Annotated in this window: 11 protein-coding genes; 7 read left to right on the plus strand and 4 right to left on the minus strand. The window is 61.0% G+C overall.

The features are described 5' to 3' along the window. Positions 1-10 precede the first annotated feature (10 nt). The 5 genes from uvrA (at position 11) to AB5Y95_RS14595 (ending at position 9,384) form a co-directional block, all read left to right on the plus strand. On the plus strand, positions 11-2,839 hold the full coding sequence (gene uvrA / locus AB5Y95_RS14575; RefSeq protein ID WP_368161474.1) for an excinuclease ABC subunit UvrA: 2,829 nt from the start codon (positions 11-13) through the stop codon (positions 2,837-2,839). 141 nt (positions 2,840-2,980) lie between these two features. Beyond that, the gene (locus tag AB5Y95_RS14580; RefSeq protein ID WP_017785537.1) at positions 2,981-4,666 is read left to right on the plus strand and encodes a diguanylate cyclase; all 1,686 of its coding nucleotides are present in this window, start codon (positions 2,981-2,983) and stop codon (positions 4,664-4,666) included. Positions 4,667-5,113: 447 nt separating this feature from the next. Continuing rightward, on the plus strand, positions 5,114-5,707 hold the full coding sequence (locus AB5Y95_RS14585) for an OmpW family outer membrane protein (RefSeq protein ID WP_017765561.1): 594 nt from the start codon (positions 5,114-5,116) through the stop codon (positions 5,705-5,707). A gap of 219 nt (positions 5,708-5,926) precedes the next feature. Continuing rightward, entirely contained in the window at positions 5,927-7,906 is a 1,980-nt protein-coding gene (locus tag AB5Y95_RS14590; RefSeq protein ID WP_099360445.1) for a methyl-accepting chemotaxis protein, read from the plus strand. Between the two features lie 8 nt (positions 7,907-7,914). Then, a complete protein-coding gene (locus tag AB5Y95_RS14595) occupies positions 7,915-9,384 on the plus strand; it encodes an ABC transporter substrate-binding protein (protein WP_368161475.1) in 1,470 nt (489 codons plus the stop codon). A 63-nt stretch (positions 9,385-9,447) separates the two neighbouring features. On the opposite strand, the gene AB5Y95_RS14600 is transcribed toward AB5Y95_RS14595, so the two are convergent. After that, positions 9,448-10,239, minus strand: a complete 792-nt coding sequence (locus tag AB5Y95_RS14600) for a GNAT family N-acetyltransferase (protein WP_368161476.1) — start codon at positions 10,237-10,239, stop codon at positions 9,448-9,450. Positions 10,240-10,567: 328 nt separating this feature from the next. Between AB5Y95_RS14600 and metF the strand changes: the two genes are divergently transcribed. Continuing rightward, entirely contained in the window at positions 10,568-11,464 is an 897-nt protein-coding gene (gene metF, locus AB5Y95_RS14605; protein ID WP_005306036.1) for a methylenetetrahydrofolate reductase, read from the plus strand. A 62-nt stretch (positions 11,465-11,526) separates the two neighbouring features. Here the strand turns inward: metF and AB5Y95_RS14610 are convergent, their stop codons facing one another. Beyond that, positions 11,527-12,591 carry a DUF3103 family protein gene (locus tag AB5Y95_RS14610; RefSeq protein WP_011707631.1) on the minus strand — a complete coding sequence of 355 codons (1,065 nt, stop codon included), beginning with the start codon at positions 12,589-12,591 and terminating at the stop codon, positions 11,527-11,529. 150 nt (positions 12,592-12,741) lie between these two features. Further along, the gene (locus tag AB5Y95_RS14615) at positions 12,742-13,893 is read right to left on the minus strand and encodes a benzoate/H(+) symporter BenE family transporter (protein WP_368161477.1); all 1,152 of its coding nucleotides are present in this window, start codon (positions 13,891-13,893) and stop codon (positions 12,742-12,744) included. A 121-nt stretch (positions 13,894-14,014) separates the two neighbouring features. Here AB5Y95_RS14615 and AB5Y95_RS14620 point away from each other — a divergent pair, with 121 nt between their 5' ends. Next, positions 14,015-14,584 carry a helix-turn-helix domain-containing protein gene (locus AB5Y95_RS14620; protein WP_368161478.1) on the plus strand — a complete coding sequence of 190 codons (570 nt, stop codon included), beginning with the start codon at positions 14,015-14,017 and terminating at the stop codon, positions 14,582-14,584. Between the two features lie 10 nt (positions 14,585-14,594). On the opposite strand, the gene AB5Y95_RS14625 is transcribed toward AB5Y95_RS14620, so the two are convergent. Further along, on the minus strand, positions 14,595-15,791 hold the full coding sequence (locus tag AB5Y95_RS14625; protein WP_368161480.1) for an NnrS family protein: 1,197 nt from the start codon (positions 15,789-15,791) through the stop codon (positions 14,595-14,597). Positions 15,792-16,157: the final 366 nt, after the last annotated feature.

Here is a 16,157-nt window from a genome sequence, read left to right on the forward strand (position 1 = left end):
GTGCAACAAGATGGAAAAGATCGTGGTCCGGGGTGCTCGCACCCACAACCTCAAGAACATCAATCTGACCCTGCCCCGCGACAAGCTGATCGTGGTCACCGGCCTCTCCGGTTCGGGCAAATCCTCTCTGGCGTTCGATACCCTCTATGCCGAGGGGCAGCGCCGCTATGTGGAGTCACTCTCCGCCTATGCCCGCCAGTTCCTCTCCCTGATGGAGAAACCGGACGTCGACCATATCGAGGGGCTTTCGCCCGCCATCTCCATCGAGCAGAAGTCCACCTCCCACAACCCGCGCTCGACCGTCGGCACCATCACCGAAATCTACGACTACCTGCGTTTGCTGTTTGCCCGGGTCGGTGAGCCGCGCTGCCCGAACCATGCCATACCGCTCGCCGCCCAGACCATCAGCCAGATGGTGGATCAGGTGCTGGCCCAGCCGGAGGGGAGCAAGCTGATGCTGCTGGCCCCTGTGGTGCGCGATCGCAAGGGGGAACACACCAAGCTGCTGGAGAATCTGGCGGCCCAGGGTTACATCCGTGCCCGCATCGACGGTGAGGTGTGCGACCTGTCTGACCCGCCCGCGCTGGAGCTGCACAAGAAACACACCATCGAGGTGGTGGTGGATCGCTTCAAGGTGCGCGATGACCTGGCCCTGCGTCTGGCCGAGTCGTTCGAGACGGCGCTGACCCTCTCCGGTGGCATAGTGCTGGTGGTGCCGATGGACGGCGAGGAGGAGGTCGCCCCCATGACCTTCTCCGCCAACTTCGCCTGCCCGGAGTGCGGCTACTCCATGTCGGAACTGGAGCCGCGCATCTTCTCCTTCAATAACCCGGCCGGAGCCTGCCCCACCTGTGACGGCCTCGGGGTGCAGCAATATTTCGATCCCGCCAAGGTGATCGGCGATCCGGCCATCAGCCTGGCCAACGGCGCCATCCGCGGTTGGGACAAGCGCAGCTTCTACTACTTCCAGATGCTCAAATCCCTCTCCGAGCACTACAAGTTCGATCTGGAGACGCCCTGGGAGGATCTGCCGGTCAAGACCCAGGAGGTGATCCTGCGCGGTTCCGGTCGCACCGAGATCGAGTTCCGCTACATGAACGACCGCGGCGATGTGGTTGTGCGCAAGCACCCGTTCGAGGGGATCCTGCACAACATGGAGCGGCGCTACCGGGAGACCGAATCCAACTCGGTGCGGGAAGAGCTGGCCAAATACATCGCCAACAAATCCTGCACCAGCTGCGGTGGCAGCCGGCTGCGGGAAGAGGCGCGCCACGTCTTCGTCGACAACCGCAATCTGCCGGCCATCGCCGAGCAGTCCATCGGCGATGCGCTGGCCTTCTTCGAAGGGTTGAATCTGACCGGCCAGCGCGCCCAGATTGCCGAGAAGATCCTCAAAGAGATCGTCGAGCGGCTCGGCTTCCTGGTGAACGTGGGTCTCAACTACCTGAGCCTGTCCCGCAGTGCCGAGACCCTCTCCGGCGGCGAGGCACAGCGGATCCGGCTGGCCAGCCAGATCGGGGCCGGTCTGGTGGGGGTCATGTACGTGCTGGACGAGCCCTCCATCGGCCTGCACCAGCGGGATAACGAGCGGCTGCTCAAGACCCTGACCCACCTGCGGGATCTCGGCAACACGGTGATCGTGGTGGAACACGACGAGGACGCCATTCGCCTCGCCGACCATGTGCTCGATATCGGCCCGGGGGCCGGGGTGCACGGCGGGGCCATCGTCGCTCAGGGTACGCCGGCGGAGATCATTGCGAACCCCGAATCCCTGACCGGTGACTACCTCTCCGGCCGCAAGCAGATCGCCATCCCGGTCGAGCGCACCCCGCTCACCGGCAAGTGGCTGAAACTCAAAGGGGCGAGCGGCAACAACCTGCGCAACGTCAACCTGGACCTGCCCATCGGGGTGATGACCTGCGTCACCGGCGTCTCCGGCTCCGGCAAGTCGACCCTGATCAACGACACCCTGTTCCGTATCGCCCACCGCGAGCTGAACAAGGCGACCGAGTCCACCCCGGCTCCCTATCGCAGCGTGGAAGGACTGGAGCACCTGGACAAGGTGGTGGACATCGACCAGAGCCCCATCGGCCGTACCCCGCGCTCCAACCCGGCCACCTACACCGGCCTGTTCACCCCGATCCGCGAGCTGCTCTCCGGCACCCAGGAGGCGCGCTCACGCGGCTACCAGCCGGGCCGCTTCTCCTTCAACGTGAAGGGGGGGCGTTGCGAGGCGTGCCAGGGGGACGGTGTCATCAAGGTGGAGATGCACTTCCTGCCGGACGTCTACGTGCCGTGCGACGTCTGCAAGGGCAAGCGCTATAACCGCGAGACCCTGGAGGTGAAGTACAAGGGCAAGAACATCCACGAGATCCTCGAGATGACGGTGGAAGATGCCCGCGAGTTCTTCGATCCTGTGCCGGCAGTGGCGCGCAAGCTGCAGACCCTGATGGACGTGGGCCTCTCCTATATCCGCCTTGGTCAGTCGGCCACCACGCTCTCTGGCGGCGAGGCGCAGCGGGTCAAGCTGGCGCGCGAGCTCTCCAAGCGGGATACCGGGCAGACCCTCTACATCCTGGACGAGCCGACCACAGGGCTGCATTTCCACGACATCCAGCAGCTGCTCAAGGTACTGCACCAGCTGCGGGATCGCGGCAACACCATCGTCATCATCGAGCACAATCTGGACGTCATCAAAACCGCCGACTGGATCGTCGATCTGGGGCCGGAGGGGGGCGCCGGTGGCGGCCGCATCCTGGTGACGGGGACGCCGGAACAGATCAGCCGTTGCGAGGGTTCTCATACGGCCCGCTTCCTGGCACCTCTGCTGGCCAGATAAAGCGTTCAATAATTGTGACAAGGGGCCCTGGGCCCCTTGTTTTTATTGTGGTAATTCAGTGACCTCTCGGCGGGCCTATCCTCCATACTTGGGGCAAGACCCTTCCCGCTTCGCATTGCCATTCAAAGGATATTGGCGCCCATGGCTCAACCGTCCCGCTCCATCGACCATCTGCTGGCCTACTCCATGTTTCCGGTCTGGGCCGGAGCCATCCTGATGCTGCTCATCGTGATCGCACTGGCCCAAGTGCCGGCGGCGCAGCGGGTCGAGGAGCGGCGGATGGAGGAGCACCTGCAGCGGGTGATCAGGGCGGTGCAGAACGACATCGGCGCCATGAATGCTTTTACCCGGGACTGGGGGATCTGGGATCAGAGCTACCATTTTTTGGCTCACCCCAACCAGGCCTACATCAACTCCAATCTGCTGGTCGACACCCCGATGCGGGACTTTGAACTCAACGTGTTGAGTTACATGGATTTGCAGGGTTCGGAGATCTGGACCCGCACCCTGTTGCCAGACGCGCCGGACACGGATACTACCCTGTTGCCCTCCTTTCTGGACGATCTCAAGCTGCAGCTGCTGCGCGAGTCACGGCAGGCGGGCATCAGCAACCTGAGTGGCGTCAGGCGCTCCCAGTGGGGACCGCTCATCTTTTCGCTGCAGCCGGTGACCGATACCCTCGGCAGCGTCAAACCCAACGGCTATCTGCTGGCGACTCGCTGGCTGGACAAGCGCTATCTGCAGGATCTGGGGGAACGGACCGCGCTCACGCTGACCATAGCCCAGCCAAGAACGCGCGAGCATCTGGGCTCCTTCAAGCCGCTTGGGCCGCACATGAGCTACCGGCTGGTCGATCTCGGGTTGCAGCAGGTCAGAGGGGAGGGGTTGCTGCTCGACAACGACGGCGAGCCTGTATTGACCCTGATCGTGGACGAGGAGCGGGACGTGTTGCTGGGGGCGATGGAGGGGGCGATCTGGACCTTCATTGGCATGCTGCTGATAAGCTTCGCCTGCATTCTGATGGCACTGGCCCGGTTGCGGGCCATCGTGCTGGGGCCGATTGGCGAGCTGGTGGGGGCGCTGCACCAGTTTACCGAAAAGCAGGATGCGAGCGTGCTGCCCATCATCGACAGCAGCCAGGAGATGGCGCTGCTCAGCCGCAAATTCCGCGAGATGGCGGCCAGGATCAGCCTGCACCACAGTGCCCTGCAGGCCCACTCCTCCCGCATGGAGGTCGCCGCCTATACGGATCCACTGACTCATGCCTTCAACCGCCGTTATCTCGATGAGTGGTTGCTGAACCGCCAGGATCCGGCGGCAGGCTGGGTGCTGGTGATCCTGGATCTGGATCACTTCAAACGGGTCAACGATCGCTTCGGCCATGACATCGGCGATCTGCTGTTATGTCAGCTGGCCGAGCTGCTGCGAGGGGCGCTGGATGAGGAGGAGCCGCTGATCCGGCTGGGTGGCGAGGAGTTCATGCTGTTGCTGGCCAGAGAGGAGCCAGGACAAGTGGCGGGACGGATCGAGCGCCTGCGCCGCAAGATCGCCGACTGCCGTTTCGGGCGGGAGGAGCTGCCGCTGCGCATGACCGTCTCACTGGGATTCTGCGATTATCCTCTGCATGCGGAGCTGGAGGACTCTTTCTGGAGTCTGAGTTTCAAGCTGGCGGACATGGCCCTGTACCGGGCGAAACAGGAGGGCCGGGATCGCTGGCGTGGATACAGCGGCGAGCTGGGGCGGGCACAGTGGAGGTTGAGCCCGGAGCAGCTGGCGGAAGGGGAGTGGCTGTTGTGCCAGGCCTCCCACGCCAACCAGCCGGTCTAATGGGTCAGGATCAGCAAGGCCATGCCGAGCACGAAACCCAGCAAAATAAACAGAAAAGAGCCAATGCCCCAGATGGCTGCCAATATGGCTACTATTTTGTCCCTTCTGGTTTGTGGTTTCATAAAGAATTACTTACAGCCCGGCTACATGGCCCGCAAAAATACTCTTGTTGGACGAGTGAAACAACCGTTTTCAGTCGTTTTTATCCGCAATAAGATATATGGAAATTATTTCTTATTGTGGTTGGTAAGGCGGCAAATCTATCCAGTTAATTGTTTTTATTTGATATTTTTGGTGTTTCTCTCGATGCTCAGTATGGTTGGAAGCTGCTGTACACATCTATCTATTTCTTGGTAACGTTTGAGCTAAATCAATAACTCGGCATTCACATCCCTTTATAGTTTTCGGGCTTGCAACATATAAAACGAAAACTAAAAGGAATACGTGATGAAAAAGATCCTTCCTCTGATGATCGCAGCAGCGCTTGCATCCCCCGTCGCCATGGCTCACCAGGCCGGCGATTTTCTGGTGCGTGGCGGCCTGGCTTTCGTTTCTCCGCAAAGTAGCGGTAACGATTTTGAGATCAATGACAATGCCCAACTTGGGTTAACGCTGACCTATATGGCAACCGATAACTTTGGGGTTGAGCTACTGGCAGCAACGCCGTTTTCTCATTCAGTGAAAATGGGAGATACGGAAGTCGCCAAGGTCAAGCACCTGCCGCCGACCCTGATGGCGCAGTACTACTTTGGTGATGTCCAGAGTAAGGTGCGCCCGTATGTTGGTATCGGTGTGAACTACACCACCTTCTTCGACGAGCAAGGTCGCGGCCCTCTGAGCAACGCTGATGTGAGCTTGGATAATTCCTGGGGCATGGCCGGTCAGGTCGGTCTTGACATGGCGATCAATGACCGCTGGTTCGTCAACGGTTCTGCCTGGATCATGGATATCGATACTGATGTGCATGTAAACGGTGGTGATGGCATCAAGACCAAGATTGACCCAATGGTATTTATGGTTGGTGTCGGCTATCGCTTCTGATAGGACACAGGGTTGGCCTCCCCACGGGCCATTACAGCTAGCATGTCTCTTTGGCCCGGCACAGTCCGGGCCCTTTTACGTTCAGGCCACTTCCCGCCAACTGTGATCCAACCCCATATAGATCAATAAAATACCCTCTGTCTCCCCTCTATAATTCGCCCCTTGTGCCGATAGTGTCTATGTTCACGTTACCTTTCCCCCACGAGTGAGGATGTCTCCATGGGTTTATCTATTGTGCAGCGGATCATCGCCGGATTTGTGTTGATGCTGCTGCTGTTGATCCTGCTGGGTGTGATCAGCACCCTGAAGATCAGGGGCATCAACGACGGTTTGTCACAGGTTTCCGACCGGGCAACCCCCCTGGTGATTGCGGTGGCCGGTCTGAAGGGCGCCCTGCAGGACAGCAACCGCTGGGTGCTGGTCTACCGGACCAATGAGGATGGCAGTCAGTTGCCGCAGCTGGCCAGCCAGTTCAAGGAGCAGCAGGCGCGTTTCAGCCAGCTGAGCCAGGAGATGGACAAGTTCAGCGGGGTGACCGAGGCCGGTTCCCGCTTCCAGCAGGTCGATGCGGCGACCAAGCAGTTCTACGGCCTGGCCGAACAGGTGCTCTCCCAGCACAGTCAGTGGGTCAATGCCCAGGATCAGCGCCACAAGCTGGAGATTGCCTTCATCCGGCTGGAAGACACCTACCAGTGGGCGGCCGATCTGCTGCTACAGCAGACGGCCAGCAAGCGCTCCATGCGAAACAAGGCGGAGCTCATCACCTCGGGTATCGCGCGCGACCTGAAGAACATTCGCCGGGCCGATGCCAAGACCGACCTCAACGAACTGGAGAAGGTGCTGAGCAAGGACATCGAGATGGCGCGCAAGCGGCTCGATCGGGTGCTGGTGCCGGATGACGTGAAGCAGCGCTTCGTCTCCAACCTCGACCGGATGCAGGAGCTGGCGCTCGGCCCGCAGGGGCTGCTCGCCACCATGCGCAATGCCCAGCAGCTGGCTGCCTCGTTGCAGACTCTCAATCAGCAGCTCGATGCCAGCCTGATCAACAGCCTGGGGCTGCTCGACGAGATGGGACAGTCGGCCGGCTCCATCGCCAGCCAGAGCCGCACCACGGCGGATGATGCGGTCAGCAGTGCCAGCTTCTGGATCCTGATCGTGGCCGCCATCTCGGCTGCCGCCGCCCTCATCATCGGCTATACCACGGCGCGCAGCATTCAGCGCCCGCTGCAGATGATCAACAAGGAGCTGGATTACATGGCGGCCGGGGACATGACCCGCCGCATCAATTACCGCAGCAGCTGCGAATTCGGCGCCCTGGCCCGTTCCATCGACGTGCTGGCCGGCAAAACCGGCGAACTGCTCTCCCAGATCAATGCCGGCTCCCGTCATCTGGTGGAGGAGGCGAGCCGCGCCGCCGAGATAAGCGAAAGGGCAGTATCCCGGGTGCAGGATCAGAAGAGCCAGACCGATCAGGTGGCTGCCGCCATCACCGAGCTGGAGGTGAGCGCCACCGAGGTGGCCCGTTCCACCGACGGCACCAAGCGGGAAGTTGATCTGGCGGATGATGAAGCCAGAACCGGCCGCCAGAAGGTGGCAACCACCCGTCGCATCACGGAACAACTGGCCGGAGCCATGGAGGAGGCCGTCGGCATCACCTACAAGCTGGGCGAATTCAGCGACAACATCGGCAGCATTCTCGACGTGATCCGCAGCATCGCCGAACAGACCAACCTGCTGGCGCTGAACGCGGCCATCGAGGCGGCGCGGGCCGGTGATGCCGGCCGCGGCTTCGCGGTGGTGGCCGACGAGGTGCGGGCGCTGGCCAACCGGACCCAGACGTCGACCGAAGAGATCCAGGCGATGATCGAAAACCTGCAGAGCTCGAGCAAGCTGGTGGTGGAGGTGATGGGACGCAGCCAGGAGCAGACCCACAGCTGTGTCGAACAGACCCGTGAGATGGATGCGGCCCTGCAGTCCATCGCCGACCGGATGAGCGCCATCAAGGCGATGGCGGATCAGGTGGCGCACGCAGCTCAAGAGCAGATCTCGGTCAGCCAGGGGGTGGCACGCCATATCTCCGGCATCGCCGAGGTGGCCTACGAGACCGAGCGGGAGGCACGGGAGTCGGCCAGCAGCAGTGAGGTGCTGGCGGATCTGGTGGCCAAGCAGCAGCAATTGATCGCACATTTCAAGGTTTAGGAGGGCTTATGTCTAACAAGTGGATCGGGGCCCTGAGTCTCCTGTTGTGTGGTCAGCTGATGGCCAGCGAGCTGGTGATCGAGAGCTGGCGGATAGATGACAAGGCCTTGTGGGAGCAGAAGATCATCCCTGCCTTCGAGGCCTCCCACCCTGGCATCCAGGTGAAATTCAACGGGGTGCAGAACGTCGACTACATGCCGACCCTGTGGGCCAGCCTGAAGGAGGGCAAGGCGGGGGATCTCATCACCTGCCGGCCGTTCGACGACTCCCTGGCCCTGTTCAAGGCGGGCCACCTGGCGGAGCTGACCGAGATGTCGGGGATGGAGAACTTCCCGAGCTTTGCCCAGTCACCCTGGCAGACCGACTCCGGCGCTCAGACCTTCTGCGTGCCCATGGCCTCGGTGATTCACGGCTTCTTCTACAACAAGAAGATTTTCAGTGAGCTGGGGCTGAGCGTGCCACAAACCCGGGATGCCTTCTTCGCGGTGCTCGACAAGGTGAAGGCCGATGGCCGCTACGTGCCGCTGGCCATGAGTGGCTCGGAAAGCTGGGTATCCTCCGAGCTCGGCTTCCAGAACATAGGCCCCAACTACTGGAAGGGGGAGGATGGTCGGCTGGCCTTGATCGGTGGGCAGGAGCGTTTTGACAACCCGCCCTACATCAAGGTGTTCGAGGAGCTGGCGCGCTGGCGTCCCTACCTCGGCGAAGGTGGCGAGAGCCGCGACTATGCCGCGACCAACGAGCTGTTTACCTCGGGCAAGGCCGCCTTCTACGTGGCGGGTTCCTGGGAGATCGCCCCCTTCACCGGCAAGGTGGACTTTGGCGTGATGCGCCCGCCCGTGGCGAAGCAAGGTGATGGCTGCTTCTTTACCGATCACACCGACATCGGGATGGGCATGAACCCGGCCAGCAAGAACAAGGAGGCGGCCATGGCCTTCCTGCAGTGGCTGACCACACCCCAGTTCGCCGAGCTCTATACCAACTCGCTGCCCGGCTTCTTCTCCCTCTCCAACCACTTCTTCGAGGTCACCAACCCGGCTGCGAAGGAGATGATGGAGTGGCGGGATCAGTGCGACTCCACCATCCGGGTGGCCACCCAGATCCTCTCTCGCGGTACGCCCAAGCTGGGGGACGAACTGGCCGAAGTGAGTCAGGCCGTGCTGCTCGGCAAGATGGAGCCCAAGGCGGCAGCCGATCGGCTGGAGCAGGGGCTGAAGGGCTGGTATCCACCTCATCAGGGCAACAAGGTGAAAGGGGCCGATTGTCAGTGTGACATTCCTGCCGCCGTGCCTGCTGTGTCGGCCGCAGCGGCGACCACCGAGCCTGCCGCGACGCCGGCGGTGACAGATACACCAGCTGCCCCGGCGCCATCGGAGACACCTGCCGCAGCGGTATCTGCGGCGGCGGCCCCGCTACCGGCGCCGTCGGCCGAGGTGGAGCAGGCGCTCTCCAACGAGCTGGAAACGCCGCAGCAATAGCTGCCAGCAGATACACCACGGGAGGCATCAGCCTCCCGTTTTCTTTGTTGCCCGTGGTCTGATTTATTGCTCCGGACGGGGCCAGCGGCAGAGACTGCCGATGCGGGCCACCGGGGCAAAGCCGAGCGAGCGATAGACCCGCTGGGCATGATAATGCTCATCGGCCACTATGATGAGCCGGTCGACCCGTGTCAGCCCGTGCCGGGCAACCTGGCTCAGCAGCTGACGGCACAATCCCTGATTGCGCCATGCTTGCCGGGTGCGCACCAGCTGGAAGCGGCCCAGGGTGTCGGTGAAGAAGAGACCGCAACTGGCGACCAGCAGCTCCTGCTGCCAGATCCCCCACCACTGACCCAGCCCGTCCCCGATCATCGCCTCATACAACTGGCGGCGTGACTGCAGATAGGGCAGGTAGCTCTGCTCCGAGTGGCCGGGATCCCGTTCCTCCAGTTCAAAGGCCAGCCACTCGTCCCAGTCGGTCGGGGTAAAGGGGCGCGCAGCCACCGTCGTTGCCGGCGGTTGCCAGTCGGTGGCCTCCAGTGCCAGCACCACGCACTCCATGTACTGGTATCCCGCCGCCACGAAGCCGGCGACCCGGCTGTTCTGACCGGCCGCCAGAGGCCACTGGAAGGTGCGATGTCTGACCCGGGGATCCTGCCCGATCAGCTTGTCGAAACTGGCCTCGAGCCAGCCCTTGTCGTGATCGCTGGGGGGAAAGGGGAGCAACAGATAGTTGCCAAAATAGTAATCGGGAGCATCGGGAGTGCGCACGGCCCAGAACTGCTCATGGTCGACCACGTTGCCCTGATAGCGATCGAACAGCAAGTCGGTGGCAAAGCCGGGGTGGGTGTCCATGATGATGCTCCTGCGAATGGTTCAATTGGTTATCGGCAGGAAGGGAAAGAGGTTGAAAAGGGGCCGGAGAAACCTCCGGCCAAACAATCACACGCAGATTCAGAACGTCCAAGACGATCTGCGTTCATCATAACGCGACTCGCCGGATTTTGGGATGGGGTGCCAATCGTTACTTTGGCTTTATTGCCAAATAAAAATCGGCGGCCTTCATCTCGCTGTAAAACAGTGTTGACTTTGTGTCATTTTCTCATAAAGATAGAAAGACGTTTAGACGTCCAAACATCCGTTTTGACGTAGAGAAATGGATTGCAGGGCAGGGAGAGAGCAGATGGGATTTCACAGCGCACGTCAGGTTGAGGCACTCAACCAGAGTCTGGCAGATTTGAGTGGCGACATTTCGGTCAGTTTCGAGTTTTTTCCGCCCAACAGCGAAGGGATGGAAAATACCCTGTGGCAATCCATCGAGCGATTGAAGGTGCTGGAGCCCAAGTTCGTGTCGGTGACCTATGGTGCCAACTCGGGCACCCGGGATCGCACGCACAAGGTGATCAAGGACATCAAGGAGCGGACCGGTCTGATCGCCGCCCCTCACCTGACCTGTATCGACGCCAGCCGCGACGAGCTGCGCACCATTGCCCGCGACTACTGGAACAGCGGCATCCGCCATATCGTGGCGCTGCGCGGCGACCTCCCCCAGGGGCTGGAAAAGCCGGAGATGTATGCCACCGACCTGGTAGCCCTGCTCAAGGCCGAAGCGGACTTCGATATTTCGGTGGCCGCCTACCCGGAAGGTCACCCGGAAGCGCGCAGTGCGCAGTCGGATCTGCTCAACCTGAAGCGCAAGATCGATGCCGGTGCCAACCGCGCCATTACCCAGTTCTTCTTTGACGTCGAGACCTACCTGCGTTTTCGGGATCGCTGCGCCGCCATTGGCATCGATGCGGAAATCGTGCCGGGGATCCTGCCGGTCTCCAACTACCAGACCCTGGCCAAGTTTGCCGGTTTCACCAACGTGAAGATCCCGCGCTGGATGCATCAGCGTTTCGAGGGGCTGGATGACGATCAGATGACCCGCAACATGGTGGGGGCCAGCATCGCCATCGATCAGGTTCGGGTGCTGAGTCAGGAGGGGGTGAAGGATTTCCACTTCTATACCCTGAATCGCTCCGAGCTGACCTACGCCATCTGCCACACCCTGGGGGTGAGGCCGAAAGGCCAGCCGTAACGGATCGCGGGTACAAAAAAAGCCAATGAGTCGCTCATTGGCTTTTTTGTTATGGCGACCAATCAGGGTCTGGTGGGGGCAATCTCTTTGGGTTCGAGATCGATCACCGCATTGCCGGCGGCGCCGGGGTACTGGTGATAGCTCTGGTCCTGCTCCAGGGTGTAGAAGGTATCCAGATAGTCATCGTTGTTGGTCATCCAGGAGTCGGGCAGCGCCTTGACGATGCGGCCACCGAGATCGAGGAAGGGCAGTGCCTCGGGCACGCCGCCAGCGGTGAAGGCCAGCTTGAGGGCATCGATGAACAGGCCGCTCAGCTCCTTGTAGTTGACGTTGTCGTCCTGCTCCATCATGACGATGTCGACGGCACCCCAGCGATAGCGATCCCAGTAAACCAGGATCTGGTTGGGGGTGTAGTCGGTGTTGTCATAGTCGAGATAGGGCATGTCGACGATGTCGACCACGGGCTCATCCCGGCTGGGATTGACCCCTGCGACCACCGCATACACTTCGGCCGCACCCAGCAGCCAGGGCTCCTGATCATCCTTCAACCGAATTTTCTTCAGGATGCTGGTCTTGAGCGGCGCCGTGCTGGCAGCCGCACGGGGAGCCACCTGCATGTCGGCGGCAGCCAGCGCCTTGCGGATCACCTTGAGGCCGGCGTTCTTGGCCTTGACGGGATCGGCCTCAACGACCAGGACCGGACGGGCCGGTGCCTTGTCCACATCCAGATAGACGGGGTTGCCGGCGCTGTCGAAGGCTTCAATGGCGCTCCAGCTCTTCTCATCTCCGCTCGGTACATAGGCGACCAGCGGCTCGACACCCTGCTGCAGCGCGGCGGCCTGTTCCGGGTTGGCCAGTCGCAGCTGCATCAGCTCCTTGACCTCTCCGTCCAGCCCTTGCCGGCTGATGGCCGCCTGGTTGGCATCCCGAGCCTGGCGTTTCAGGCGCGGACTGGCCTTTTGCAACAGGTTGGGCAGTGGGCTCTGGTACTCCTGATTGCTCAGCAGCGGCAGCAGGTTCTTCTGCTGCAGCGCGAGCTGGCGGGCCAGCTCCCGATCGGTGTCGGCAGCGTGGGCGGTGGTGGCGCCCAGCAGTGCCAGTAACAAAATGACAGCCTGATTCCTCATTATTATTCTCCAGTTTATGAGTCTGACATGAGGCACGCATCGGGGAAGAAGAAGTGCCTCGCCACCACTTAATGGCAATTAGTTTCATCTGTGAACCAAATTCTCTGAATTATGTGCGGTGTCTCACGGGGGGCTCCCCAGATGGTCAGGTCAGTTTCTCCGCTGGTTGACTTGATGCAGGATGATGCCGACGAGCAATCCCCAGCAGGCGGCGCCGATGCCGAGCAGGCTGATGCCGGAGGCGGTGATGATGAAGGTCAGCAGGGCGGCCTCACGGGCATCGTCGTGTTGCAACGCGGTGTGCAGGCTGCTGCCGATGGTGCCGAGCAGCGCTAGCCCGGCGACACAGGTCACCAGCGTGGTCGGGAAGGCCGTGAACAGCGCCGCCACCGTGGCCCCGAAACAGCCGGTCAGCAGGTAGAAGCCGCCGGCCCACACCGCCGCGGGCCAGCGCCGGTTGGCGTCCGGATCCACCTCTTTCCCCATGCAGATGGCCGCCGTGATGGCCGCCAGGTTGAAGGCGTAGCCACCGAAGGGGGCCAGCAGCAGGCCGGTCAGGCCGGTCCAGGTGATAAAAGAGGAGGTAGCGGGTTGATAGCCGTGGGCTCGCAAAATGGTAATGCCGGGCATGTTCTGGGAGGTCATGGTGACGATGAACAGCGGCAGGGCAATGCCGAACAGGGCATCAAAAGAGAACTCTGGCCAGACCATGACCGGGCCGGCCAGTTGCCAGTGAATGGCGTCAAGCTGTAGCTCCCCTCGCAACAGACAGCTGAGGATCCCGACTGCCAGCACCAGCACCATGGTATAGCGTGGCCAGAGATGGCGGCCGAGCAGGAATGCCAGCAACAGGCTGCCGAGCAGCAAGGGATCTGCCGGGGCGACCTTGAACAGATCCAGTCCGAACTTGAGCAATACCCCGGCTAGCATGGCCGCCGCCAGTTGGGCCGGGATATGGCGCATCAGCCGATCGAACCAGCCGCTAATGCCGCACAGGGTGATCAGCAGAGAAGAGATAGCGAAGGCGCCGATGGCCTCGGCCAGAGTGAAGTTGCCTAGGCTGGTGATGAGCAGGGCGGCACCCGGGGTCGACCAGGCGGTCAAGACAGGGATGCGGTAATAGAGGGAGAGGCCGATGCAGCTGATACCCATGCCGATACCCAGCGTCCATAGCCAGGAGGCGAGCTGGGCAGCATCGGCCCCTGCTGCTGTGGCTGCCTGAATGATCAGGATGACCGAACTGGTGTAGCCGACCATCACGGCGATGAAGCCGGCGACCAGATGGGGGAGGGCAAAGGGCATGGTGACGTCCTTGTGGGGTTGTGACGGTTTGTGCGTTATTGCGTACAATATTGCTTCAGACTATATCGCTGTGCGTTATAGCGCACAAGGCGATTCAAGCAAGCGCAACAAAGAGGCAGTCATGCAAGAGATGAATCAGCATCTGGCCCAACGTCTAAAGGGCTTGCGCTGCGAACTGGGCTGGAGCCTGGATGTGGCGGCGCGGGAGACCGGTGTCAGCAAGGCCATGCTGGGCCAGATTGAGCGGGGGGAGTCGAGCCCGACGGTGGCCACCCTGTGGAAGATTGCCACCGGCTTTCGAGTCTCTTTCTCCAGCTTTATCGAGCCGGCTCCCACGGCGCAGGACGATGTGCTTTATCGCACCGCCGATGCCATTCGCCAGCAACCAGCGGGAGAAGGCATGCAGGTCGCTCCCCTCTTCCCTTATGAGGGGCGTTTTGGTTTCGAATTGTTTGAGCTGACTCTGTTGCCCGGCTATCAACGAGAGTCAGAACCCCATGAACCCGGGGTGACCGAACATGTCATCGTCATCAGCGGCCAGATGGAAGTGCTGGTGGAAGGGGAGTGGCGCTCCTTGATACAGGGGGAGGCGGTGCGTTTCGCGGCCGACCGCCCCCATGGCTATCGAAATCAGGGGGTGGCCCCTGCCATCTTCCACAATCTGATCCACTATCCGGCCAGCAGATCTTGACCATCACGGGTCAGCCAGGACGCCCATCTGCCCGGGGGCTGGTCAGTATGGGGGCATAGACCCAGACAAACAGAGCATATGCCAGGCTCCAGGCAAGGCCGCTCAGGTTCCAGCCGTACAGGCTATAGGCCGGCCAAAGCAGCGGGATCAGCACCCGGAGCAGGGCGGCCATGATGACCAGCCCGAACGCGCACTGGATCCTGCGCCCCACCTGCAAGGCCCGACCGCTGTGGCCGAGGGAGACCCTGGCTATCATCCCCAGGATCATGGTCCCCATGCAGCCGGCACTGAGCAGGTGGCTTGCCAGTGACAGGCTGATGGGCAGGCCGGCCGCCAGAGCACCAAGGGCGAGTAGACCGAGAGGAATAAACAGGTAGGCTAGGTGCAGCGACCACAATAGGGGTTGGCCAAGGGTGGACGGCAGTCGCCAACGCAGCTGGCGCCACAAGTGCAAAACGGTCGCCACTATATATAGAGGAAGCATATAGAGGCTGGTCACCCATGGGGTGGGTAGCAGCAGCCAGCTCACCAAGGTGAGCCACAGCGTGGCAAGGGAAGCCCGCTCCAGCCAGAGAATAGGGACGGCTTTTTCCATCCCGGTGGCTCTGGCGGTAAAGAAGGGAATGACTCGTCCTCCCATCACGGCGATCAGGGTCGTGAACAGCAGCACAGTGGTGATGAGCAGATGTTCCATGTCTGCCCACTGTGTCTGCCACAGCCAGCTGGCGGCGTTGAGCAGGGTCAGAACGACAAGCAGAGGCACAAAGAAGAGGTTGCGCCACTGCCTGGTTACCACTATGGGTTTGGCCAGATACCAGGCGCAAAGAGGCAACCAGAGCAGATCTGCCGCCATCAAGAAGGTGTTGTGTTCACCCAGCCAGGGCAGCAAGGCCCTCGGCAATGCCCACAGCACGACGACCAACACCAGGGGCCAGCTCCTGACCCCGGGGTGAGCGGTCCAGTTTTGCACTGCCGTCAGCAGAAATCCCGCGACAATCGCCGCCCCGAAACCAAACAGCATCTCGTGAGCATGCCACCAGATGGGGTTGCCAATCCCCGGCAAAACGAACCAGCCATTGAGTTGCCCCAGCCAGCCCAACATCGCCAATGCCGAAAACGAGGCGCCAAGCAGAAAGAAGGGCCTAAACCCGAGGCGGAACAGAGGAACGATTTTCTCCTCTTTGCGGCTATCCAGGATCTGATGCATGGCGAGACCTAAATTGAACATTTGAAAAGCCAATTATAAGGTGGCTTTTCAAATGTTCAATTTAAATCCAATGCAAGACCGAAATGGTGGTGATGAGAGCGAAATGGAACCGCTTTGCTGCATATCTGAGCGAACGATTTTTTTTGGTGAAAAAGCCCTTGTCATCGCGATGCGCCTCCCTATAATGCGCCCTCACCAGCACAGCGGAACACGCCAACCTGATGAGCTCGCTTCCTCGTGAAGCCAGCGCCGAAAGAAAAGCGAAAACAATCGCTTGACTTTCGAAGTGAGGAAGGTATTATACGCCACCTCAGCGCGACAAGCGCCACGCTCTTTAACAATTTGAATCAAGCAATCTGTGTGGGC

Origin of the sequence: Aeromonas sp. R5-3 (assembly GCF_040908225.1) — a bacterium.
Lineage (GTDB): Bacteria > Pseudomonadota > Gammaproteobacteria > Enterobacterales > Aeromonadaceae > Aeromonas > Aeromonas dhakensis.